This window comes from Endozoicomonas sp. 4G, assembly GCF_023822025.1.
Lineage (GTDB): Bacteria > Pseudomonadota > Gammaproteobacteria > Pseudomonadales > Endozoicomonadaceae > Endozoicomonas_A.
In genome coordinates this window covers 4,840,013-4,864,897 of sequence record NZ_CP082909.1, presented here as the reverse complement: position 1 = coordinate 4,864,897, position 24,885 = coordinate 4,840,013, and the positions used below count along the sequence as shown (strand labels likewise).

13 protein-coding genes are annotated in these 24,885 nt (G+C 47.8%); 4 read left to right on the top strand and 9 right to left on the bottom strand.

Translation table 11 applies throughout. The annotated features are described in order from the left end of the window. Positions 1–43: 43 nt before the first annotated feature. A complete protein-coding gene (gene cyaY / locus K7B67_RS19070) occupies positions 44–367 on the bottom strand; it encodes an iron donor protein CyaY (protein ID WP_252177449.1) in 324 nt (107 codons plus the stop codon). 168 nt (positions 368–535) lie between these two features. Between cyaY and K7B67_RS19065 the strand changes: the two genes are divergently transcribed. From K7B67_RS19065 to K7B67_RS19050, 4 genes are all read left to right on the top strand, one after another. Beyond that, positions 536–658 carry a lipoprotein gene (locus K7B67_RS19065; protein WP_256484568.1) on the top strand — a complete coding sequence of 41 codons (123 nt, stop codon included), beginning with the start codon at positions 536–538 and terminating at the stop codon, positions 656–658. Between the two features lie 66 nt (positions 659–724). Beyond that, positions 725–1,993, top strand: a complete 1,269-nt coding sequence (gene lysA / locus K7B67_RS19060) for a diaminopimelate decarboxylase (RefSeq protein WP_252177448.1) — start codon at positions 725–727, stop codon at positions 1,991–1,993. Between the two features lie 10 nt (positions 1,994–2,003). Further along, on the top strand, positions 2,004–2,834 hold the full coding sequence (dapF, locus tag K7B67_RS19055; RefSeq protein WP_252177447.1) for a diaminopimelate epimerase: 831 nt from the start codon (positions 2,004–2,006) through the stop codon (positions 2,832–2,834). Further along, positions 2,831–3,538, top strand: coding sequence for a DUF484 family protein (locus K7B67_RS19050; RefSeq protein ID WP_252177446.1), 708 nt, complete (start codon positions 2,831–2,833; stop codon positions 3,536–3,538). Before dapF ends, K7B67_RS19050 begins: the two co-directional genes overlap by 4 nt. Before the next feature lie 8 nt (positions 3,539–3,546). Here K7B67_RS19050 and K7B67_RS19045 read toward each other — a convergent pair whose 3' ends face one another. The 8 genes from K7B67_RS19045 to K7B67_RS19010 form a co-directional block, all read right to left on the bottom strand. Then, positions 3,547–5,886, bottom strand: coding sequence for a CHY zinc finger protein (locus K7B67_RS19045; RefSeq protein WP_252177445.1), 2,340 nt, complete (start codon positions 5,884–5,886; stop codon positions 3,547–3,549). Positions 5,887–5,920: 34 nt separating this feature from the next. After that, entirely contained in the window at positions 5,921–8,257 is a 2,337-nt protein-coding gene (locus K7B67_RS19040) for a CHY zinc finger protein (protein WP_252177444.1), read from the bottom strand. Positions 8,258–8,291: 34 nt separating this feature from the next. After that, the gene (locus K7B67_RS19035) at positions 8,292–12,569 is read right to left on the bottom strand and encodes a CHY zinc finger protein (protein ID WP_252177443.1); all 4,278 of its coding nucleotides are present in this window, start codon (positions 12,567–12,569) and stop codon (positions 8,292–8,294) included. Between the two features lie 13 nt (positions 12,570–12,582). After that, the gene (locus K7B67_RS19030) at positions 12,583–13,998 is read right to left on the bottom strand and encodes a transposase (protein ID WP_252177442.1); all 1,416 of its coding nucleotides are present in this window, start codon (positions 13,996–13,998) and stop codon (positions 12,583–12,585) included. 390 nt (positions 13,999–14,388) lie between these two features. Next, entirely contained in the window at positions 14,389–16,674 is a 2,286-nt protein-coding gene (locus tag K7B67_RS19025) for a CHY zinc finger protein (RefSeq protein ID WP_252177441.1), read from the bottom strand. Between the two features lie 44 nt (positions 16,675–16,718). Continuing rightward, positions 16,719–19,265, bottom strand: coding sequence for an RING finger domain-containing protein (locus K7B67_RS19020; RefSeq protein ID WP_252177440.1), 2,547 nt, complete (start codon positions 19,263–19,265; stop codon positions 16,719–16,721). Next, positions 19,262–22,033 carry an RING finger domain-containing protein gene (locus K7B67_RS19015; protein WP_252177439.1) on the bottom strand — a complete coding sequence of 924 codons (2,772 nt, stop codon included), beginning with the start codon at positions 22,031–22,033 and terminating at the stop codon, positions 19,262–19,264. Before K7B67_RS19015 ends, K7B67_RS19020 begins: the two co-directional genes overlap by 4 nt. A 67-nt stretch (positions 22,034–22,100) precedes the next feature. Beyond that, positions 22,101–24,848 (bottom strand): RING finger domain-containing protein, encoded by a 2,748-nt coding sequence (locus tag K7B67_RS19010; protein ID WP_252177438.1) that lies wholly within the window; start codon positions 24,846–24,848, stop codon positions 22,101–22,103. Positions 24,849–24,885 lie beyond the last annotated feature (37 nt).

The following is a 24,885-nucleotide window of genomic DNA, read 5'->3' as shown; positions in this document are numbered from 1 at the left end:
AGGCGAAATCCTATCCGGGTTTCGCCTTTTTGTTTTCCAGAGTTTAAACAGAAAGCACGACTGTCTCCCCACACTGCTGACTCAAACAACGATTCAAAACCTGCATAAATTCCTCGCCATCGCTATCAGTCAACCACTGCTTTTTGTCTACATCGTAATCAAAGTGAAAACCACCACTTCTGGCCGCCAGCCATAATTGCAGCACAGGCGTTTGTCGGCTCAGAATGACTTTGGAATGATCTTCACAGGTCAGAGTCAGAATACCTGCGGCGGTTTCATAATCAATATCCAGCTCAGCCTCTTCTATGGCGTCTTCAATGGCGACCATCAGGTCGTCCAACAGGTCGTGGTACTCGCTTTCGTTCATCAGGGTATCCGTCAGTTGGGGCTATCGCCGCTGTTTGATGCAGATTATACTCAGCGTTTGATCATTGCTGAAACAGCCTTGTTGTAGAACGACTGTTCTGATGATGAATGACTATTCACGCAGCCCTGAGCGAATACAACTCAGGGTAAAAAATACAAGGAGCCTTTCATGAGAGCCATCATTGCCCTCATGTTCACCACTCTGCTGTTGGCCGGGTGCGGTCAGAAGGGAGCTTTATACCTTCCAACAGAGGGTGAAGCCCAGCAGTTGACTCATAGCGGGTCAGAATAATAGTTTCCAGACGTTTAATAACAGAATTTCATAATAGAGTTTCATAATAGAGAGTAAGACAGTCTGATGGATTGGTTCCCCCATCGTAACGGTGAGCTTTATGCTGAACAGGTTCCTGTTACTGACATTGCCGAACAGTTTGGTACCCCGGCCTACATCTATTCCCGCAAAGGGTTTGAAGAAGGTTTTAAAGCGTATCAACAGGCGCTTGCAGGGTGGCCTCACCTGATTTGCTACGCCGTCAAGGCGAACAGTAATCTGGCGGTTCTGAATGTTCTGGCAAAACTGGGGGCGGGCTTTGACATCGTCTCTGTGGGAGAGCTGGAGCGGGTCATCGCTGCCGGTGGTGAAGCCTCCAAAGTGGTTTTCTCCGGTGTCGGAAAGCAGCGTCATGAAATCAGAAGGGCGCTGGAGCTGGGGATCCACTGCTTCAATATTGAGTCAGACACTGAACTGGAAAGAATCCAGCAAGAAGCCCAGGCTCTGGGCAAAGTCGCCGCTGTTTCTGTCCGGGTGAATCCGGATGTTGATGCCCGGACCCATCCTTATATTTCCACCGGTTTGAAAGACAACAAGTTCGGTATTGATATCAAGACTGCGCCTGCTGTTTACCAGCGGGCGGCGGAACTACCGAACATTGAAGTGCTCGGGGTGGATTGTCATATCGGTTCTCAGCTCACCAGTAAAGAACCTTTTATTGATGCCCTGGATCGTCTGTTGCTGCTGGTGGATCAGCTTCGTGACATGGGTATTATCTTGAAGCATCTGGATATTGGCGGCGGTCTGGGTATTGCTTATGAAGCTCATGAGCAGCCACCGACACCTTCAGAATACCTGGGTCAGGTAAAAGAGCGTCTGGCTGCCAGTGAGCACCATAAGCATCTGAACATTGTCGTTGAGCCCGGTCGCTCCATTGCCGCGCAGGCCGGGATGCTGGTCACCAGCGTCGAGCTGATTAAACAGTCTGACCATAAGGCGTTCACTGTCGTGGATGCGGCTATGAATGATCTGCTGCGTCCTGCTATCTACAGCGCCTGGCATGATATTGAGCCGGTTGTGACTAATAACGGGAGACAAGAAATCCTGTGTGATGTGGTCGGCCCCATCTGCGAAACCGGAGACTTTCTGGGTAAAGACAGAAAGCTGAGCCTAGCAGAAGGCGATTTGCTGGCGGTTCGCTCAGCCGGTGCCTATGGCTTTGGCATGAGTTCCAATTATAACTCTCGCTGTCGCCCTGCTGAAATTATGGTCGATTGTGATCAGGTACATCAGGTTCGTCGCCGGGAAAAACTGGCTGACCAGTGGGCTGACGAAACCTTGCTGCCAGAAGGATAATGACTTCACTATGTTGTTGCACTTTACAAAAATGCATGGCCTGGGCAACGACTTTATGGTTGTTGACAGAGTCACCCAGTCCGTACGCATTACCCCGGAAAAAATTCGCAGCCTGTCCGACCGGAATTTCGGGGTGGGTTTTGATCAGTTACTGATGGTTGAGCCGCCCACGGATCCCGATATGGATTTCCGCTATCGCATTTTCAATGCCGACGGCAGTGAAGTGGAGCAGTGCGGCAACGGTGCCCGTTGTTTTGCCCGTTTTGTCAGGGATAAAAAACTGATTGGGCGTGACAGGGTTCGGGTACAAACGTCCGGTGGCAATATGGAACTCATCATTGAAGATAATGGTGATGTGACCGTGGACATGGGCATTCCAGTGCTGGAGCCTCAACAGGTTCCGTTCAAAGCACCTTCCACACAAACCACCTATGACCTTGATGTGGCGGGAGAGCGGCTGACCGTGGCAGTGGTTTCCATGGGTAATCCCCATGCCGTGTGGCAGGTGGACGATATTAACCGGGCACCGGTTGCATCGATGGGGCCCCGGCTGGAAGGCCATAGTCGTTTTCCCAAACGCTGCAATGCCGGTTTTATGCAGGTGCTGGATGCCGGAGAGATTAATCTCCGGGTTTATGAGCGGGGCGTGGGTGAAACCCTGGCCTGTGGTTCCGGCGCTTGTGCGGCAGTTGTCGCAGGCCGTTTGCAGGGGCTACTGGATGAAGAGGTTCGGGTTAATCTATCAGGTGGCACGCTTCATATTCGTTGGCCGGGAAAAGGTCACTCGGTTATGATGACCGGAAGTGCCACCCGGGTATTCGAAGGACAGATACGGATATGACAGACTCGGTGACAACGGCAGATCAGGTGACTGAATACCTGAAGAACCATCCCGACTTTTTTATCAATCAGGATGAGCTGTTGCTGAAACTCAAGATTCCCCACGAAAGAGGGGTAGCCATTTCACTGGTTGAACGTCAGTTGCAACTGCTCAGGGAGCACAATCTTGAGTTGCGAAGCAGGCTTGGCAAATTGATGGAGGTTGCCCGGGATAACGACCGTCTGTTTGAACAGACTCGCAAACTGGTGCTTGGCCTTCTGGAAAGTCAGGACCTTGAGCAGGCGACTGAAATACTCAAGGATGGCCTGGAGCAGGACTTTAACATCGAGTTTCATTCCCTGATTCTGTTTACCCACCAACCCGCCACTCTCACCATCCGGGAAGAAAATCCCGATACGGCGGACGAGATTCTGGGTGACCTACTTACGGGCTTTGGTGATAAACAGGCTTCGGGCCAGAAAGTTATCTGTGGTCGAATAAAGCCCCGCGAACTGGAATTCCTGTTTCCGGATAATCATAAGGAAATCGGTTCCGTGGCCCTGGCACCCTTGAACTTCCCGAAAAACGTCGGTGTTCTTGCACTGGGCAGCCGGGATGAAAGTCACTTCCGGGCTTCCATGGGCAGTCTGTTTATTGGTTATCTCAGTGATGTGACCAGTCGTGTCCTGAGTCGTCTTGTCGATGCAACCCGGTCCGACGGTTAATTATTGTTTTACCAGAATACAAGTGCTCGGCAAATAGGGCAGTGTCTCACCCTATTTTGAATCATCGACAGCATACATCCTATGTGAACCCTGTGGGAGCAGGGCAATATATGGCAGCCGGTGAAGACATCTTCCAGGCAGATGCCGCACTCATCGTGCCCCGAACCAGGTCGGCATGGGTGATTGTCTTTTAGTCTTATATCCATGCAGGCATTGCAAACATCACAGTGAAAAGACCCATGCCGACCTTCTCTGCAAATACCGCATTTATCGCAGTGGTACGGGTCTTCAGCAAATGAGGTGAAGTGTTTGCATATTGAGCAGTAATATTCCGACATGTGCTTATTGCAGTTTGGGCATGTCTGAGAGCCTTCATTAATTTCGCCCTCATAATCACATAAAGAACATTTAAGCATGGTTGCATCTTCAGACTTAAGCGTATTGGTTCTGCATTCTATCTCTTTGAGATCAGCTTCCTCATTATGACATCTATGGCACGGGAAAAACGTTTCACAGCATTCAAAACTCACATAGCAGAGCCTTTGGTAGTGAGGGCATGACGGTTTTGGGGTTGCTTGCACAGGTTGTCGTGCTACCTGCCCATTCGCCCCGGTTTCCTGATGATCAAGACGATCCATTGTGCCATTGTTTGGTATTGGCGGACTGGCCACAAGCATCTGTTGGATATTTTCAAGCAGGTCAGTCAGGTACTTGTTTCGAGCTTTCGAAGACTTCCTGGTGTTTCGTAACAACTCATTATCTGCAGCCAATCTCTGATTATCTTTACTTAACCGTTCATTCTCCACCATTAACGCTTCCAATTGTTCATTTAACTCTGGTTGAGTCAAATTTGACCCGTTAGCACCGGTAGGCTGTTTTGGTCTTGCGCCCTGCTGCAAATATTTATCGTTGGCTGGGTCAGCAGAGTTGCTGACAGAGCCAGAGGCGCTGTGGTCACTATTAGCTAGTGGAACGCGAGCAAGCATTTGATTCCGCAGTTTGTTTTTGAAAACTTGTAATTCATGAAAAGATGGGTGTTGGTAAAATTGTATAAAGGTATTAAAAAAACGGGCGGGAAATGTCAATGATGGTTGATCTATAAAAACATCAAGCCTTGTGAATGTATTTGATATTTCTTTCAACAGATTATCAATTAATTCAACTGGGTTTGAATAGGTCATGAACAATTGAGCAAAGTACTCAGTAAAGCAACTTTTTTCAAACTTGCCTATGGGTCGACGTCGGTTAGAATTGGCTTTATGAATGATGTCCAGAGCAATCTTGGACAAAATCCTCAGGTTGTTGTTGCCCGCTTCCGGTATTATCCGGTCAGTTGGGGTGATGTGTTGCAGTTCAGACCAAATGCCAGGGCTATTAAAAGGCTGTCTCTCACCGCTTGTGGCTAGTATTAGCTGTTTAATAAACACATTGCGAACTGAACTATCTTTGGAAGTACGCTGCAGCTCCAGCACCGCCTCAAGAGGCGTGACAGGACGACCCTCGGCGTTTCTGCCTGTTGTTTCCAGAACCTGTAAACGCTGAGGCATGTCCAGACTATCCAGAATATCCTTCAGCTCAAATGCAGCAGGGCGATTTTTGAGTTCAATGATGGCAATAAGCTGGTTTGCCAGCTCCTGAAGGTTCTGATTCGCAGCGTTTGGAGAAGGAGAGTTTCCAGCTCCCTCGCCATTGTCGTCTTTTCCGTTATCTCCTTCGTCATTACCCTCATAGCTTTCCCCTGGTGGTTGGTTCTCCTGACTTTCAGATTCATCTCTTTGCTCTTGATAATGGTTATTGTCATCCCCTGGCAACCAGAGGATGAGATGGCCTGGTAGCTCGCCAGAGGGTTTTCCATCGACATTGCCTGCCTCTAAGTGATCCGCATGATGTGTCTTCATTAAACAGCTCAGTTGCCACTCAAACGAGACAGAATGCTTACCGATGGACATCAGCCAGGAGATGACGGGTTGCAGAATAACCAGGTCAATGTCGAATAATCCCGATGGACTGCCACCTCCACCTCTACCTCCACCTCCCCAGGGAGGAGGCGGCGAATAAAAGAAGCCCCCGTTGCCGACGCCGGGAAAATCGACATCGCCAGCGAGCTTGCCTCCGGTCAATGTCAGGGTGCTGTTGCCTGCCTGACCGGTTACCAACCCACTGTCTGCCATGTTGTCGGGGACAGCCGGACGAGGGTCTGTGTCATCATGGATTTCAACCCAGACTTTGTGCCCATCAGGATGATGCCAGTCAACGATGGTTAAGGAATGGCATAATGGCACAAATGCCACAGCCAGTAGCGCCAGTAGCGAAACAATAAATGTTATCAATAAGCGGTAAAACTGCATTCGAGTCTCACTACAATTCAACCCGGTCAGACGGTTAATCATTATTGTCACCAGAAAATAAAGGCGCCCTGCAAACAGGGCAGGTTCTTATCCCATTTTGAATCATCGCGATAGCACATTCCCTGTGAACCTTGTGGGAGCAGGGCAATATCTGGCAGCCGCTGAAGGTATCTTCCAGGCAGATGCTGCACTCACTGTGCCCTGGTTGGCATGAGTGATTGTCTTTTAGTTTTTTATCCAGACAGGCATTGCAAGTATCACAGTGAAAGGACCTATCACGGTGTATTCTGCAAATGCCGCATTTATCGCAGTGGTGTGGGTCTTTAGCAAGTGAGGTGAATTGTTTGCATATTGAACAGTAATACTCCGACATTTGCTTATTGCAGTTTGGGCATGTCTGGGAGCTTTCATTAATTTCGCCCTCATAATCACATAAAGAACATTTAAGCATGGTTGCATCTTTAGCATTAAGCCCATTCGTTTTGCAGGCTATCTCATTGCCATCAACTTTCTCGTTATGACATCTATGGCATGGGAAAAACGTTTCACAGCATTTGAACCTCACACGGCAGAGCCTGTGGTAGTGATCGCATAACGGTTTTGGGGTTTCTTGCACAGGTTGGCGTGCTACCTGCTCATTCGATCCGGTTTCCTGATGATCAAGACGATCCATTGTGCCACTGTCTGGTATTGGCGGACTGGCCACAGGCATCTGTTGGATATTTGCAAGCTGTTCAGTCAAGTGATAGTTTTGAGCTTTTAAAGACTTCCTGCTGTTTCGTAACCACTCATTATCTGCAGCCAATCTCTGATTATCATTACTTAACCGTTCATTCTCTACTATTAACGCTGCCAATTGTTCATTTAACGTTGGTTGAGTCAAATTTGACCCGTTAGCACGGGTAAGCTGTTTTGGTTTTGCACCCTGCTGCAAATATCTATCGTTGGCTGGGTCAGCAGACTCGCTGACTGAGCCAGAGGCGTTGTGGTCACTATCAGGTAGTGAAGCGAGATCAGCCAGCTTATTCCACAGTTTATTTTTGAAATCTTGTAATTCATGAAACGATGGGTGCTGGTAAAAATGTATAAAGTTATCTAAAAAACGAGCGGGAAATGTCAATGATGGTGCAACCATAAAAACATCGCACCTTATGGCTACATCGGGTATTTCTTCCAACAGATTATGGATCAGTTTAAGCGGGTTTGAATAGGTCAGGAACAGTCGGATAAAGTACTCATTAAAGCAACTTCTTTCGAATCGTATTATGGGTGGGTGTTGGTCAGATAGGTTGGCTTTATCAATGATGTCCAGAACAATCCTGGACAAAATCCTCAGGTTGTTGTTGCCTGCTTCCGGCATTACCCGATGGTCAGTTGGGGTGATGTGTTGGAGTTCAGACCAAATATCAGGACTATTGAAAGGCTTTCTTACGCCGCTTGTGGCCAGTATCAGCTGCTTAATAAACAGATTGCGAATTGAATTATCTTTGGAAACACGACGCAGCTCCAGCACCGCCTCAAGAGGCGTGACAGGACGACCCTCGAAGTTTGTGCCTGTTGTTTCCAGAACTTGTAAACGCTGAGGCATGTCCAGCCCATTCAGAATATCCTTCAGCTTAAATGCAGCAAGGCGATTGTTGCGTTCAATGATGGCAATAAGCCGGTTTGCCAGCTCCTGAAGGTTCTGAGTCGTAGCGCTTGGAGAGGGAGAGTTTCCAGCTCCCTCGCCATTGTCGTCTTTTCCGTTTTCTTCTGGTGGTGGGTTCTCCTGACCTTCAGATTCATCACTTTGCTCTTGGTCATGGTTATTTTCACCCTCTGGTTGATTGTCTGGTGCCTCGCCAGAGGGTTTTCCATCGACATTGCCTGCCTCTGAGTGATCCGCATAATGTGTCTTCAAGGCTGTGTGCTCAAGAAACTGTTTTAAATAGCTCAGTTGCCACTCAAACGAGACAGAATGCTTACCGATGGACATCAGCCAGGAGATGATGGGTTGTAGAATAACCAGGTCAATGTCGAATAATCCCGATGGCTTGCCACCGCCACCGCCCCAGGGAGGAGGCGGCGAATAAAAGAAGCCCCCGTTGCCGACGCCGGGAAAATCGACATCGCCAGCGAGCTTGCCTCCGGTCAATGTCAGGGTGCTGTTGCCTGCCTGACCGGTTTCCAGCCCACTGTCTGCCATGTTGTCGGGGAAGGCCGGACGAGGGTCTGTGTCATCATGGATTTCAATCCAGGCTTTGTGCCCATCAGGATGATGCCAGTCAACGATGATTGAGGAATGGCATAATGGCACAAACGCCATAGCCATTAGCGAAACAATAGCCAGTAGCGAAAGAATAAATGGTATCAATAAGTAGTAAAACCGCATTCGAATCTCACTACAATTCAGCCCGGTCAGACGGCTAATCATGACTTGCACCAGAACACAAAGACGCTCTGCAAACAGGGCAGGTTCTTATCCCATTTTGAATCATCGCTTTATAACATTCACTGTGAACCTTGTGGGAGCAGGGCAATATCCGGCAGCCGCTGAAGACATCTTCCAGGCAGATGCCGCACTCATCGTGCCCTGAATCAGGTCGGCATTTATGATTGTTCAGTAGTCTTGTATCCAGGCAGACATTGCAAACATCACAGTGAAAGGACTTATCACGGTGTATTCTGCAAATACCGCATTTATCGCAGTGGTATGGCTCTTTATCATGTGAGGTGAAGTGTTTGCATATTGAGCAGTAATATTGACACACTGGGTTATTGCAGTTTGGGCATGTACGGGAGCCTTCATTAATTTCGCTCTCATAATCACATAGAGAACATTTAATCCTTTTTGCTTCTTTGGCTTTAACCTCTTTCGTGCACGGCTTATTAGTGTCGTTATGACATCTATGGCACGGGAAAAACGTCCTACAGCAGTTAAAGCTCACATAGCAGTACCTCTGGTAATGACCGCATAACGGTTTCGGGTTTTGTTGCCGTGCTCTCTGCATATCCAACATGATTTCCTGACGATCAAGACGATTTGCAACATTGTTTGGTGGTGGCGGTTCTACAGGGTTGCCAGATGGGTTAGCCTGCTCATCCGACCCGGTTTCCTGATGATCAGGACGGCTCATTGCGCCTGCGCCATCGTTTGGTGGTGGCGGTTCTACAGGGTTGCCAGATGGGTTAGCCTGCTCATCCGACCCGGTTTCCTGATGATCAGGACGGCTCATTGCGCCTGCGCTATCGTTTGGTGGTGGCGGTTCTACAGGGTTGCTAGATGGGGTAGCCTGCTCATTCAGCCGACTGTTCTGTGCTGCCTGTAACTCTTCGAGTTTCCGGTTTTTCAATTCAAGATGAGTAGTCAAGAGTTTGTTCCGAACTTCCAAAGACTTCACGGATTTTTGTAACTCCTTCTTATCTCTTCTTAACCTTTCATTCTCTAACCTTATCTCTTCAAATTGTTTGCTTATATCTTTATTCCGTCGTCTTTCTGCCTCTTGTCTTTCGCTCTCTTCTTTTATTTGGGCGAGGTTTCTTAGCCCAGCCTCTCTGTTAAACTCGCAGAAGCTGGTCAGGGCTTGCCCCAACCATCTCAAGCTTTGAGCTTCATGGTCGTCGAAACTGTGGCCAGCATTCAGTGTATTTTCCTGAGTTCTCGCGGGGGGCAGCGCAGCCAGTTCCGGGGTATCCGGGGCAGGCAAAGTGGTTTGCGGATAAGATGGGTGAGTCAAAATAGAAGCATCGGTCGAATGTCTTCTCAGGAAATCCAGCTTTAGCCCCAACTCTTGGGAATCAGATCGAGCTTGTGCCCTGTGAGTTTGATTATCACCGTTGGTGCGTCGTGCCTGTAATCGCCTTTGAGAAGCGTTATTTGACCGGTTAGTTTTTGGCCTTGCGCCCTGCTGCAAGTATATGTCGTTGGCTGGGTCAGGAGCGACAGCGCCAGAGGCGCTGTGGTCGCTATCAGGCGGTGCCGGGAGGGCAGCCTGATAGATCAGTTTATTTTTGAAATCTTGTAATTCATGAAACGATGGGTGCTGGTGAAATCTTATAAAACCCTCTAAAAAACGGCTGGGAAGTGTCAATGCCTCTGTATTCGTCAGAACATCACATCTTATGGCTACATCCGATATTGCTCCTAACAGATTACGAATCAGTTGCAGCGGGTTTGAATAGGTCAGGAACAATTGGGCAAAGTACTCAGTAAAGCACTTTTTTTCAAATGCCCCTATGGGGGGCTGGTCAGATTGACTCGCTTTATGAACGATGTCCCAAACAATCTTGTGCAAAATCCTCAGGTTGTTGTTGCCCGCTTCGGACATTGCCTGGTCAGCCGTAATGATCGGTTGGAGTTCAGACCAAATATCCGGCTTATTCAAAGACTCTCTATTGCCGCTTGTGACCCGTATCAGCGCTTCGATAAACCCGTTGCGAATGCGAAGTGAAGCATTCTCTTTGAAAGCAAGCGGCAGTTTCAGCACCGCCTCAAGAGGCGTGACAGGATGACCGTCGGCGTTTGTGCCTGTTGTTTCCAGAACCTGCAAACGCTCAGGCATGTCCAGCTCTAACAGAATACCTTCCAGCTTAAATGTAGCTACAAAAGGGGAGTCGTAGCCTTCAATGATGGCGATAAGCCGGTTTGCTACTTCCTGAAGGTTCTGAGTCGTAGCGTTTGCAGAAGGAGAGTATTCAGCTCCCTCGCCATTGTCGTCTTTTCTGTTATCTTCTTCGTTGCCGTCATTGCTTTCTTCTGGTGGTGGGTTCTCCTGAGATTCATCACTTTGCTCTTGATCATGGTCATTTTCGTCCTCTGGTTCTTTGTCGGTAGCTGGACAGGATGTGGCAGCACGCTGGAACGGGATGTTCCAGAAATCAACATCGGTCAATTGTTCACTATTCAGAGAGTCAAGCCAGCTAACGGGTATAGCGGCTTCATTGGCAGAGCCATCGGCATTAACACGGGTGATTTGCAAATATTCCGGGGAGGGCTGCTCTTCAAACGAGACAGAATGCTTACCGATGGGCATCAGCGAGGAGATGACGGGTTTCAGGATAATCAAGTCATTTGAGCGGTTAGCAGGGGCAGGAGCGACAGAGCCAGAGGCACTGTGGTCGCTATCAGGCAGTGCAGAGAGGGCAGCCTGATAGATCAGTTTATTTTTGAAATCTTGTAACTCATTAAACGATGGGTGCTGGTGAAATCTTATAAAACCCTCTAAAAAACGGCTGGGAAGTGTCAATGACTCTGTATTCGTCAGAATATCACATCGTATGGCTACATCCGATATTGCTCCTAACAGATTACGAATCAGTTGCAGCGGGTTTGAATAGGTCAGGAACAATTGGGCAAAGTACTCAGTAAAGCACTTTCTTTCAAATGCCCTTATGGGGGGCTGGTCAGATTGACTCGCTTTATGAACGATGTCCCAAACAATCTTGTGCAAAATACTCAGGTTGTTGTTGCCCGCTTCGGGCATTGCCCAATCATCTGGAATGATCGGTTGGAGTTCAGACCAAATATCCGGTTTATTCAAAGACTCTCTATTGCCGCCTGTGGACTGTATCAGCAGTTCGATAAACCGGTTGCGAATGCGAAGTGAATAATTCTCTTTGAAAACACGCGGCAGTTTCAGCACTGCCTCAAGAGGCGTGACCGGATGACCCTCGGCGTTTGTGCCTGTTGTTTCCAGAACCTGCAAACGCTGAGGCATGTCCAGCTCTAACAGAATACCTTCCAGCTTAAATGCAGCTACAAAAAGGGGCTCGTAGCCTTCAATGATGGCGATAAGCCGGTTTGCCACTTCCTGAAGGTTCTGAGTCGTCGTGTTTGCAGAAGCAGAGTTTCCAGCTCCCTCGCCATTGTCGTCTTTTCCGTTATCTTCTTCTTCGTTACCCTCATCGCTTTCTTCTGGGGGTGGGTTCTCCTGACCTTCAGATTCATCACTTTGCTCTTGATTATGGTCGTTTTCACGCTCTGGTTCTTTGTCGGGTGCGGGTGCGTTGCCAGAGGGTTCTCCATTGCCGTCAGCGGCCTTTAAAGCCGTGTGTTCCAGAAACTGTTTTAAACAGCTCAGCTGCCACTGAAGGCTGTCGGTGGCTGGGCAGGACGTGGCAGCACGCTGGAACAGGGCGTTCCAGAAATAAACATCGGTTAGTTGTTCACTATCCAGAAAGTCAAGCCAGCCAACGGATATAACGGCTTCACTGGCAGAGCCATCGGCATTAACACGGGTGATTTGCAAACGTGCCGGGGATGGCTGCTCCTCAAACGAGACAGAATGCTTACCGATGGACATCAGCCAGGAGATGACGGGTTGCAGGATAACCAGGTCAATGTCGAATAATCCCGATGGCCTGCCTCCTCCACCTCCCCAGGGAGGAGGCGGCGAATAAAAGAAGCCCCCGTTGCCGACGCCGGGAAAATCGACATCGCCAGCGAGCTTGCCTCCGGTCAATGGCAGTGTGCCATTGCGACCGGTTTCCAGCCCACTGTTTCGGTCATGGAAGCCTTCTGGCAGCAGTAAGCTCAGCCGCCGCTGACTCACATCCTGAAGGTCTGTACCCTCATTGAATTCAATCCGAACCTTGTTCCCATCGGGATTATGCCGGTCAATGATGGTCAAAGAATGGCACATCGGTACAAACGCCATAGCTAATAGCGAAAGAATAAATGTGATCAATAAGCGGTAAAACTGCATTCAAATATGTGAACTACTCGCCCCTAAAGGAGCGAGCTTCCAATACTAAGCAAGCTACCGGGGTAGTTACCGTTCTTTTCTTTTTTGACGTTTCACTGCGAGCTGCACAAGAGGGCTTGCCCTTTCCCGACTTACATTTCGCTCCACGTCCTTTAGTTAGCACAGGAATTCCTTTGCCAACCAACTCCGTTCCAGAGTCCATAAAAAACTTAATTGCTCGTTTCTTGATTACGATGCTGGCGTTTCTGTCAGCGTTGTCAAAGTGTCCACATTGACCGCAAAGAAACCGTTCTTGTGTCTTGCGGTTGTCGGGGTGAGTGTGACCGCAATCAGCACACTCTTGACTCGTAAAGGGTGCAGGCACTTTGAAGACTGCTTTGCCTGCTCTTGCTGCTTTATATCGGGTGTAGGCTTCCAGGAAGTGCCATCCTACGTTGAGAATGGCCTTGTTCAGTCCGGCTTTTTGTTTCGCCTTGTTGGAGATGAACTTTCCGTTTTGATCTTTTTTTGCTTTTGGCCTGCGAGTCATTTTTGAGGTTTTCAGATCCTCGAAAACAATGACCCTGGCCTTGCTATCGACCATTTTACGGCTGGTTTGGTGGCAGAAATCTTGCCGAATGTTGGCTACTTTCTTGTGCTGCCTGCTAATCCTGTTCTTTGTTTTCTGACGACGGTTAGAGCCTTTGGTTTGGCGTGACAAACGGCGCTGAAACCTCTTTAGGTATCGCTGGCGCTTATCCATGCTCTTTGTCTGGTTTTCTGTAAAGTCGTGAGGCTTAACGCCAGTATGAACAGGTATAACAACACCTCGGTCCACGCCGATAACATGCTCTTCCAGCCACTCTTTGGAAGCACCTTTAAGGTATTCCAAATGCTCTTTTTCTGTAGCGGGTTCTTCTGATCCATCGTCATAACAGAAAGAAACAGAGTACTGACCAGCCTCTTTTCTAATGTAAATGGATTTTGGTTCGTTGAATGAGCGGTGAGTTTTAAACGACAAATAACCAATATTATTGGTCTTTGTGCCAATAAAAAGACGGGTTACACCATCTTCACAGACATCGAACCGGAACACTTCATTGGTAAGGTGAATGCTGCCCTTGTCAGATTTTGGCTTTTTCTTTGGCTTACCGCACTGGCCATTAATGTGTTTTTGGTAGGTCTGATACCAATTGACGGCAGAATTCCTGATTATCTGGCTGGGACAATCGGATAACCAGGGTGTTAATTCTTTGCTTTTGAATTGCGAAGTCTTCTGATCGACCGGAGCATGAGTTCCGACAGGACAATACTTTCTGGCGTAGGTGCTGTAATAGCGATGTTCATCACACTTTGCATTCCAGATAACCCGAGCGCAACCCATCCACTGAGACAGAACCAACTTTTGCTGATCTGTTGGATTGGCTTTGAGTTGGATACCTTGAAGCATTACATAACCCGTTGAATTGAATGGCTTCATGCTAGTCTGGTTACAAATATCAGTCAAATATGAAGTTTGTATGTACGAACGGAAATTATGTAAATCCTGTGTATTTAGGAATAACGTACATCTAGTATTTGGTACTAAATACCGTAGAACCGTGTTCACCAAGGAAATGATCGACCGGCTACGAAGCGACTGACACAGCAAGGCTAACGCCTTGCAAGGGCTTGACCCGCCTCTAAAGAAGCGGGATTGCGCCCTTAATTTCGTTCAAACAGCGAGTGTTAACAATACCAGCTCCGCCGTTAGCCAATCTTATTTTTCTCAGTACATCAGAGAATAGCCAAGAATTTCTGAATCGCTATATTTTGTACTGGTTTTGTTCAACCCGGTCGGTTAATCATCGTTTTCAGCTTTAAGTAGACGTACAGGGTGTCTGCAAATAGGGCAGGTTGTAATCCTGTTTTGAATCATTTTGAGAGCACAGTCGTTGTGAACTTTGTGGGAGCAGGGGAATATCTGGCCGCCGCTGAAGACATCTTCCAGACAGATGGCGCACTCATCGTGCCCTGAATCAGGTCGACATTTGTGATTGCCCAGCAGTCTTATATCCAGACAGACATTGCAAACATCACAGTGAAAGGAATTATCCAGCTTTGTTCTACAAATACCGCATTTATCGCAGTGGTGTGGGTCTTTAGCTCTTGAGGTGAAGTGCTTGCATATTGCGCAGTGATATTCCGACATTTGCTTTTTGCAGTTTGGGCATGTCTGGGAGCCTTCATTAATTTCGCCCTCATAATCGCAGAGAGAACATTTAAGCATTGTTGCATCTTTAGCCTGTTTCTTCGTTTTGCATGTTATCTCTTTGAGGTCAACTTTCTCGTTATGACATTTATGGCACGGGAAAAACGTGTTACAGCACTGAAAGCTCACATAGCAGAGCCTGTCGTAGTGAACGCATAACGGTTCTGGGGTTTCTTGCACAGGTTGCTGTACTGCCTGCTCATTTGACCCGCTTTCCTGATGATCAAGACAACTTATTGCGCCATTGTCTGGTATTGGCAGATTGGCCACACCCATCTGTTGATATTTTCCATGGATAATGCGTTCAACTGATGGTGACCCTGATGGTGGTGATAGTGATAGTGGTGGTGGTTTCAAATAGATAATATCGTCGACTGATAGTCTTGCTGGTGATACTTGTATTGGTGGTGGCGTTGGTGGTAATGGCAGTGGTGGTTCTACATGGTCATTATAAGGTGGTTCAGTCAAATCTGACCGGTTAGCAGGGGAGGGCTGTTTCGGTCTTGCGCCCTGCTGTAAGTATCTATCGTTGGCTGGGTCAGGAGCGTCGCTGTGGTCGCTAACCAGTGGTGAAGAGAGGGCAGCCTGATAGAACAGTTTATTTTTAAAATATTGTAATTTATCAAACGATGGGTGCCGGTGAAATCTTAGAAAACCATCTAAAAAACGGCTGGGAAGTGTCAATGATTCTGTATTCATAATAACAGCGTATCTTATGGTTACCTCTGATATTTCTCCTAACAGATTATCAATCAGTCCAAGTGGGTTGGAATAGATCAGGAACAAGCGAGCAAAGTACTCAGTCAAGCACATTTTTTCAAATTGTCCTATGGGTGGCTGTTGTTCAGATTGATTGGCTTTTTGAATGATGTTCCGAACAATCTTATGCAAAATCCTCAGGTCGTTGCTGCTCGCTTCGGGCATTGCCCGGTCGATTGGTTGGAGTTCAGACCAAATGTCAGGATCATTAAAAGGCTGTCTATTGCCGCTTGTGGCCAGTATCACCTGCTCAATAAACAGGTTGCGAACTGAATTCTCTTTGAAAACACGCGGCAGTTTCAGCACCGCCTCAAGAGGCGTGACAGGATGACCCTCGACGTTTGTGCCTGTTGTTTCCAGAACCTGCAAACGTTGGGGCATGTCCAGCTCTAACAGAATAACTTCCAGCTTATATGCAGCTACAAAAGGGGGCTCGTAGCCTTCAATGATGGCGATAAGCCGGTTTGCCAGTTCCTGAAGGTTCTGAGTCGTAGCGTTTGGAGAAGCAGAGTTTTCAGCTCCCTCGCCATTGTCGTCTTTTCTGTTATCTTCTTCGTTACCCTCATCGCTTTCTTCTGGGGGTGGGTTCTCCTGACCTTCAGATTCATCACTTTGCTCTTGATTATGGTCGTTTTCACCCTCTGGTTTATTGTCCGGCGCCCTGCCAGAGGGTTCTCCATTGCCATCAGCGGCTTTTAAAGCACTATCGGTGGACATCAGCCAGGAGATGACGGGTTGCAGGATAACCAGGTCAATGTCGAATAATCCCGATGGCCTGCCACCTCCCCAGGGAGGGGGAGGTAAATAAAAGAAGCCCCTGTTACCGACGCCGGGAAAATCGACATCGCCAGCGAGCTTGCCTCCGGTCAATGGCAGTGTGTTATTGCGCACTCTCCCATCATTGATTTCAAGCCGAACTCTGTCCCCATCGGGTTGATGACGGTCAATAAGGGTTGAGGAATAACATAACGGCGCAATCATCATAGCCAGCATCATAACCAGCATCATAACCAGCAGGAAAAAAATAAAAATACCCATCACGCCTTTCTTGTTTGCCAGAAAAAGCCAAGACAATCCGTGTTGAATATCTGTTCTGGAAAAATCAAGGAACGCCATTGGTGAATCTCATTATTCGTAGTGCATCCGAGAATAGCCAGGAACTAAAAACGTCGCCTGCAAATAGGGCAGGTACGTATCCCGTGTCTGCTCATCCCATCGGCGCATTCGCGATGAATATGGTGGCCGCAGGGGAGAATAATGCAGCCATCGAAGGTATCTTCCAGGCAGATGCCGCACTGATCGTGTCCTGCATTTGGTCGGCATTTGTGATTGTTTTTCAGCCCTATAGGCAGACAGGTGTTGCAAACATCACAGTGAAAGTTCTTATCCTTCTCTGTCCGACAAACACCACACTTATCACAGTGATATGGCTTTCTTCCCACGCCGGTGAAGTGCTTGCATTTTGCACAGAAATAGTCAGACATTAGCCCACTGCAGCACGGGCAGGTCTGGGAGTCTTCTGTAATGTCTCCCTCATAATTGCATACAGAGCATTGAAGCCCTATTGCATCCATAGCTTTGCGATCCATGACTGTGCATAAATCACTGTCGTTATGACATTGATGACAGCCGAAATACCATTCACAGCACCCAAAGTTTACACGACAGAGCCTTTCGTAATGACTGCATAATAGGTTTCGGGTTGCCTGCGCCGATGCCCCTGACGGCTGATTCGACGCGCCTGCCTCTTCATTGGAGAGGCTCAACTGACGGTAAGAAGCGGAATACTCTAAACCATTGCTATCTATCGTTCGATTAATGCGCGCTGCTGCCCGATGGTGTGCTTGATGAAGCAAATGGTCTACTAATTCCTGTTGTCTTCTGAGATCAAGAGCCATATTTTGGAGATCTTGTCTCAAGATGTAGTTTGTAGTCTGTACACCGGCAAACCGCTCCCTGAACAGCCGATTATTATCAATGAGATGTTGATTGTTTCTAGCTAAGCTCTGATAGTCTACTCTTGCTCTTTGAGCTTCTTTGGTTAGCTCCTGATTCTCTTCTCTTAACCCTTGAACTTCTCCAGTTAACGCCTGATTTTCTGTTCTCAACCTTTGAACTTCCATCGTTAACTGTTCCATCTGTCGTCTTTGCATTTCTTTTTTTTCCTGAGCCCGTCTTTTCAGCTCAGTGATAATGGAAGCATCGGTTGAATGCTTATTCAGGAAGTCTTTATTGACCCCCGACTTCTCCAGACTGGCTCGGTTCTGTGTCTCATCGGTTTGATGATGAGCACATGAAGGTTCTGTCTGTGATTCAGCAGGGGGAAGCCACTTTGGCCTTGCGCCCTGACGTGTATATTTATCAGTGGCTAAGCCAGAGGCACTTTGGCTGCTATCAACTGGCCGGACGGAATGGGTGAAGGTATCGGTATTGCTGACCATTATTTCGTTGGCGGTATGCGCCGGCCTCATCAGCTCATGCGTGAGGCGTGATAATGCATGGAACGATGGGTGCTGTTCAAGTTGCCTAAAGGTTTCACGAAAAGGGATTGAGAGTGTCAATGAGGGTGCATTCATCATAATGTCACGGATTATGACGGAATCTGATATTTCCCTTAACAGATTGCGAATCAGTATAAGTGGGTTTGAATAGATCAGGAACAGTTGAGCAAGGTACTCAGTAAAGCAACATTTTTCAAATTGCCCTATGGGTGGCTGTTGGTAAGATTGATTGGCTTTATAAATGATGTCCTGAACAATTCTATGCAAAATCCTCAGGTTGTTGTCGCCCGCTTCGTGTATTGCCCGGTCGGGTGGAATGATTGGTTGGAGTTCAGACAAAATGTCAGGGTTATTCAAAGACTGTGTTGGATTGCTTGTGGCCAGTATCAGCTGTTCGATAAACCGGTTGCGAAGTGAACTCTCTTTGGCAACACGCCGCAGTTCCAGTACCGTCTCAAGAGGTGTGACAGGATTACCCTCGGCGTTCGTGCCCAGGGTTTCCAGAACCTGCAAACGCTGAGGCATATCCAGTCCTTCAAGGATATCCCTCAGCTCGAATACCGCATGGGGTTGGTTGCCTTCAATGATGACGATAAGTTGGTTTGCCAGTTCATTAAGGTTCTGGGTCGTGGCGTTTGCAGAAGGAGAGTTGTCAGCCCCCTCACCATTGTCGTCTTTTCCGTTATCGCCTTCTTCATTACCCTCATCGCTTTCTTCTGGTGGTGGGTTCTCCTGACCTTCAGATTCATCACTTTGCTCTTGATCATGGTCATTTCCCCCCTCTGGTGCATTGTCCGGTGCCTTGCCAGTGGGTTCTCCATTGGCATCAGCTGCCTTTAAAGCACTACCGATGCACATCAGCCATGAGATGACAGGTTGCAGAATAGTCAGGTCAATTTCGAACAATCCCGATGGTCTGCCGCCTCCACCTCCCCAGGGAGGAGGAGGCAAATAAAAGAAGCCGCCATTGTCGGCGACACCGGGAAAATCGGCATTGCCAGCGAGCTTGCCTCCCGTCAATGTCAATGTGCTATTGCGTGTTCTCCCGTCATTGATTTCAAGCCGAACCCTGTGCTCATCGGGATGATGACGGTCAATAAGGATTGAGGAATAGCATAACGGCACAACCGTCATAGCCAGCATCATAGCCAGCATCATAGCCAGCAGGGAAAGAACAAACATACCAATCACACTCTTCTCATTCACTCTTCCTTCCAAAGTTCAGTGATTTTCGCAATGCTGACGTCACCGCCAATTGATGTGATGTAACCAGAGGTCACCACAAAGCGGCTATTGGCGCTGAAGTTGGCTAAGAATATCGGACCAGGGTTGTAGATAATGATTTCATGTTTCCACGACCCATCGTCACTCAGGAGATAGATTACCGCCCTCTCATCTCGACCAAAGGTCATCAAAACACGGCCATCGGTACTGAAGATGGCCGAAGTGATCATACCATCATGAGGGATAGTGATTCCTTCTTCCCATGATCCACCATTTTTGTAGCTATGGATTTTTGCCTTTCCAAACTTACCGGTGGTTACCACATGTTGGCTATCGGGGCTGAAGGAGGCAAAATTGATCGGCTCACGGTAACGGATAGTGATTTCTTCTTCCCATAATACATCGGTTTTTTCGACGTAGATTTTTGCCTGTTTATCGTCACTGGCGGTTACCACATGGCGACTATCGGGACTGAAGGTGGCTGTGTTGATACGACGACTATGGGAAATGATGGCTTTGATTCCCCATGATCCGTCGGCCCGTTTGCCAACGATTTTAACCAGGTTATCCTTGCCGACAGTCAGCACATGTCGGCTATCGGGGCTGAAGGCGCCTGATACGATCGGACCATCGGTGCTAATGTGGCTAATGGTGAACTCTTCTCCCCATGACTGATCGTCTTTCTGGCCAATGATTATTGCCGTGCCATCGCTACTGGCGGTCAACACATAGCGGTTATTGGGACTAAAGATGGCTAAGTTGACAGTGTCCTCATGAAAAACGATAGATTTTACTTGCCATGATCCATCGGCGGATTTGCCCGTGATTTTTACCAGGTTATCTTTGCCAGCCGTCACCACATGGCTATCATCAGCACTGAAGCTGGCCAAATGGATCGAACCATCATGGTTGATGCTCCCTTCTTCTTGCCATGGTCCACCCTCTTTCTGAACATGGATTTTTGCTGTCCCATCGTCACTGGCGGTCAACACACGGCTATTATCGGCGCTGAAGGTGGCTGAATGAATGGGCCCATGGTGGCGGATAGTGATTTCTTCTTGCCATGATCCATTCTCCTTCTGAATATGGATTTTTGCTGTCCCATCGTCACTGGCGGTCAACACACGGCGACTATCGGCGCTGAAGCTGGCGAATCTGACCGGACCATCGTGGTGGATAGTGAACTCTTCCTGCCAGGGTTCATCGGACCGATAAACATAGATTTTCGCAGTGCCATCGTCACTGGCGGTCACCACACGCTGGTTATTGGGGCTAAAGGCATTTGAGTTGATCTCACCGTCATGGTGGATCTTGGCTTTTGTCGCGGGATGAATGATGCGTCGCAAGAGTTTTACAAACTGTGAATCATCAGATGCCTGGCTGCGATGTCGGCACAATTGGACGAAATGGTACAAGGTGTCATGACTCGTTGATATTCTATTCCATTCCTCAACTGCTCTTTCTGCAGTCGCTAAAGAATGACTACCGTCGTATATCTTCAATAGTTTGTCAAAGTCGTTAAGTGTTGTACTTAAGGCGTCTAATTTTGTAGGACATGTAGGGCAAGGTCTCATTGAGCCATCGTGCTGCCTTTTTCTGAGCCACTGATTTAAACAATGGACGTGATAAAGGTGATTGCAGGGTGTTTTTACTATATTTGATGTGCGTACAAACTGCTCCTGACATAACGCGCACTTTGTACCAATAATGTGTGTAGGTTCTTCTTTATCCAAACGCAGTGCATCATCGTCGAAAGCACTGATAACCATGTCATCATCTGAGGTTTTAAAGATACTCATCAGGTGGCTGATGTCAGACAAAATCATCAGGTAGTGGTTGTCAGTGGCTGCTAACAGCTGCTTGATAAATTGGTTGCCTGTTGAGTGCTCATCGGAAGAACGCGGCAATGCCCATATCGCCTCACGAGGAGTAATACTATTGCCCATGGGGTTTGTGCCTTTTGTTTCCAGAACCTGCAAACGCTGAGGCATGTCCAGCTTATCCAGTATTTCCCTGAATTCAAAAGCGGCGTTGGGATCGTCGCTGTCAATGATGGCTAAAAGCTTATTGGCAAGTGCCTGAAGATCCTGGGTCGAAGCATTATTTTTACTCTGCTCTCCATTGTCGTCTTTTCTGTTATTGCCATCCCCGCTGCTACCATTACCTTCTCCCGGTGATTTGCTCTCCCGATCTTCAGGTGCTTCTCTTTTCTCCTGTTGGTGGTTAGTTGCGCCATTTGATCCTGCATTGGGTTTGCTGCCAGAGGGTTGTCCATCCTCATTACCTGCCTGTCGGCCATCGCCAGAATCCTTACCTACGGACATCAGCCAGTTAATAACGGGTTGCAGAATAGTCAGGTCAATTTCGAACAATCCCGATGGTCTGCCGCCTCCACCTCCCCAGGGAGGAGGAGGCAAATAAAAAAAGCCACCGTTGCCTCCGTTGCCGACACTGGGAAAATCGCCGTTGCCAGCGGGCTTGCCTCCTGTCACTGTCAGGGTGCTATTGCGCGTTTTCTCATCATTGATTTCACTCCGAACCTTGCGCCCATCGGGATGATGATGGTCAATAAGCGTTGCCGAATAACATAACGGCACAATCATCATAGCCAGCATCATAGCCAGCATCATAGCCAGCATCATAGCCAGCAGAGAAAGAAGAAAAATACCAACCATGCCCTTCTTGCTTGCCAGAAAATGCCAGAACAATCCGTGTTGAATATTTGTTTTGGAAAAATAAAGTAACGTCATTGGTGAATCTCATTATTGGCAGTGCATCAGAGAATAGCCGAAAATTTCCGGGACGTTGCTTGGTTTACTATTCCTTCCATAGTTCAGTAATTGACACAATGTTGCCGAACACACCTCCCAAAAAACTTTGGGTCAGCACAAAGCGGCTATTGGCGCTGAAGCTGGCTGACAAGATTGGATTGGGGTTGCGGATAGCGAATTCTACTTTCTGTGACCCATCACCTTTCAGGTAAGTGATTTTCACGAAACCATCATAACCAGCGGTCATCACAAAGCGGTCATCGGGACTGAAGGTGACAGAAGAGACCCGATCAGTATGATGGATAGTGAGCTCTTCTTCCCATGATCCATCATTCTTGTAGTTATGGATTTTTGCCGTTCCATCATCACTGGCGGTTACTGCATGTTGGCTATCGGGACTGAAGGTGGCTAACCTGACCCAATGGTTGTGGTGGATAGTGATTTCTTCTTCCCATAATTCATCGGTCTTTTCGACGTAGATTTTTGCCTGTTTGTCGAAACCGGCGGTCACCACATGGCGGCTATCGGGACTGAAGGTGGCTGTCTCAATAAAATGACTGTGGGAAATGATGGCTTTTACTATCCATGATCCGTCGGCCCGTTTGCCAATGATTTTAACCAGATTATCCTTGCCGAAAGTCAACACATGTCGGCTATCCGGGCTGAAGGCGGCTGATATGACCGAACTATCGGTGCTAATATGGCTAGTGGTGAATTCTTCTTCCCATGATTCATCGTCTTTCCGGCCAATGATTTTTGCCGTACCATCGTCACTGGCGGTCACCAGATAGCGGTTATTGGGGCTAAAGATGGCTGAGTTGACATAGCCCTTATGGATAACGATGATTTTTACTTGCCATGACCCATCGGCTGATTTGCCCGTGATTTTCACCAGGTTATCTTCACCGGCAGTCACCACATGGCTACCATCATCACTGAAGCTGGCTAAATCGATTGGACCATCATGGCTGATGGTCCCTTCTTCTTCCCATGATCCAACCTCCTTCTGAACATGGATTTTTGCTGTCCCATCTTTGCTGGCGGTCAACACGCGGCTATTATCGGCGCTGAAGGTGGCTGAATGAATGGGCCCACGGTGGCGGATAGTGATTTCTTCTTGCCATGATCCATCCTCCTTCCGAACATAGATTTTTGCTGTTCCATCGTCACTGGCGGTCAACACATGACTACTATCGGCGCTGAATCTGGCTAAATTGACCGGACCATCGTGACGGATAGTGAACTCTTCCTGCCAAGGTCCATCGGACTGATAAACATAGATTTTTGCTGTTCCATCGTCACTGGCGGTCACCATAAGGTGGCTATTGGCGCTGAAGGTGGCTGAGATATAACCGTGATGGTGGATCTCGGCTTTTGCCACGAGACGAATGAGGTGTCCCAAGATATATACAAACTGTGAATTATCAGATGCCTGGCTGTTATGTCGGCAAAATTGGATAAAATGGTATAAGGTTTGATAGCTTGTTTCTGCTTTATTCCATTCATTAACTGCTCTTTTTGCATTAGCTAAAAAATGACAACCGTCGTATTTTCTCACTAGTTGGTTAAAGTCGTTAAATTTTTTACTAAAGGCGTTTAATTCTGTACGACATGTAGGACAATTTATAATTGAATCATCCTGCTGTCTTTTATTTAACCACTGTTTTAAACAGTCTACGTGATAAAGGTGATTGCAGGGCGTTTTCACTATATTTGACGTGCGTACAAACTGCTCCTGACATACCGCGCACTCTGCATCAATAATGTGTGTAGGTTCTTCTTTAACCACATGCAGTGCATTATCGTCGAAAGCATTGATAGCGATGTAATCATCTGTGGTTTCAGAGTCACTCATCAGCTGGCTGTCGTCAGACAAAATCATCAGGTAGTGGTTGTTAGTGGCTGCTAGCAGCTGCTGGATAAATCGGTTGCGTGTTGTGTGCTCATAGGAAGAACGCGGCAGTGCCAATATTGCCTGAAGAGGAGTAATAGTATTGCCGCTGATGTTTGTGCCTTTTGTTGCTAGAACTTGCAAACGCTGAGGCATGTCCAGCTTATCCAATATTTCCCTGAATTTAAAAGCTGCATTGGGATCGTCGCTTTCAATGATGGCTAAAAGCTCGTTGGCAAGTAGCTGAAGGTCTTGAGTCGAAGCATTATTTTTACTCTCCTCTCCATTGTCGTCTTTTCTGTTATTGCCATCGCCGCTGCTACCATTGCCTTCTCCCGGTGATTCGTTCTCCCGATCTTCAGGTGCTTCTTTTTTCTCCTGTTGATGGTGGTTAGTTGTGTCCTTTGATTCTGCATTAGTTCTGCTGCCAGAGGGTTGACCATCCTCATTAGCTGCCTGTCGGCCATCGCCAGAACCCTTACCTACGGACATCAGCCAGTTGATGACGGGTTGCAGAATAGTCAGGTCAATTTCGAATAATCCCGATGGCCTGCCGCCTCCACCTCCCCAGGGAGGAGGAGGCAAATAAAAGAAGCCACCGCTCCCTCCGTTGTCTCCGTTGCCGACACTGGGAAAATCGGCGTTACCAGCGAGCTTGCCTCCTGTCACTGTCAGTGTGCTATTGCGGGTTTTCCCATCATTGATTTCAGTCCGAACCTTGCGCCCATCGGGATGATGACGGTCAATAAGCGTTGCGGAATAACATAACGGCACAATCATCATAGCCAGCATCATAGCCAGCAGGGAAAGAACAAAAATACCAACTACGCCTTTCTTGTTTGCCAGAAAATGCCAAGACAATCCGCGTTGAATGTCTGTTCTGGAAAAATAAAGTAACGCCATGGGTGACTCTCATTATTGGTAGTGCCTCAGAGAATAG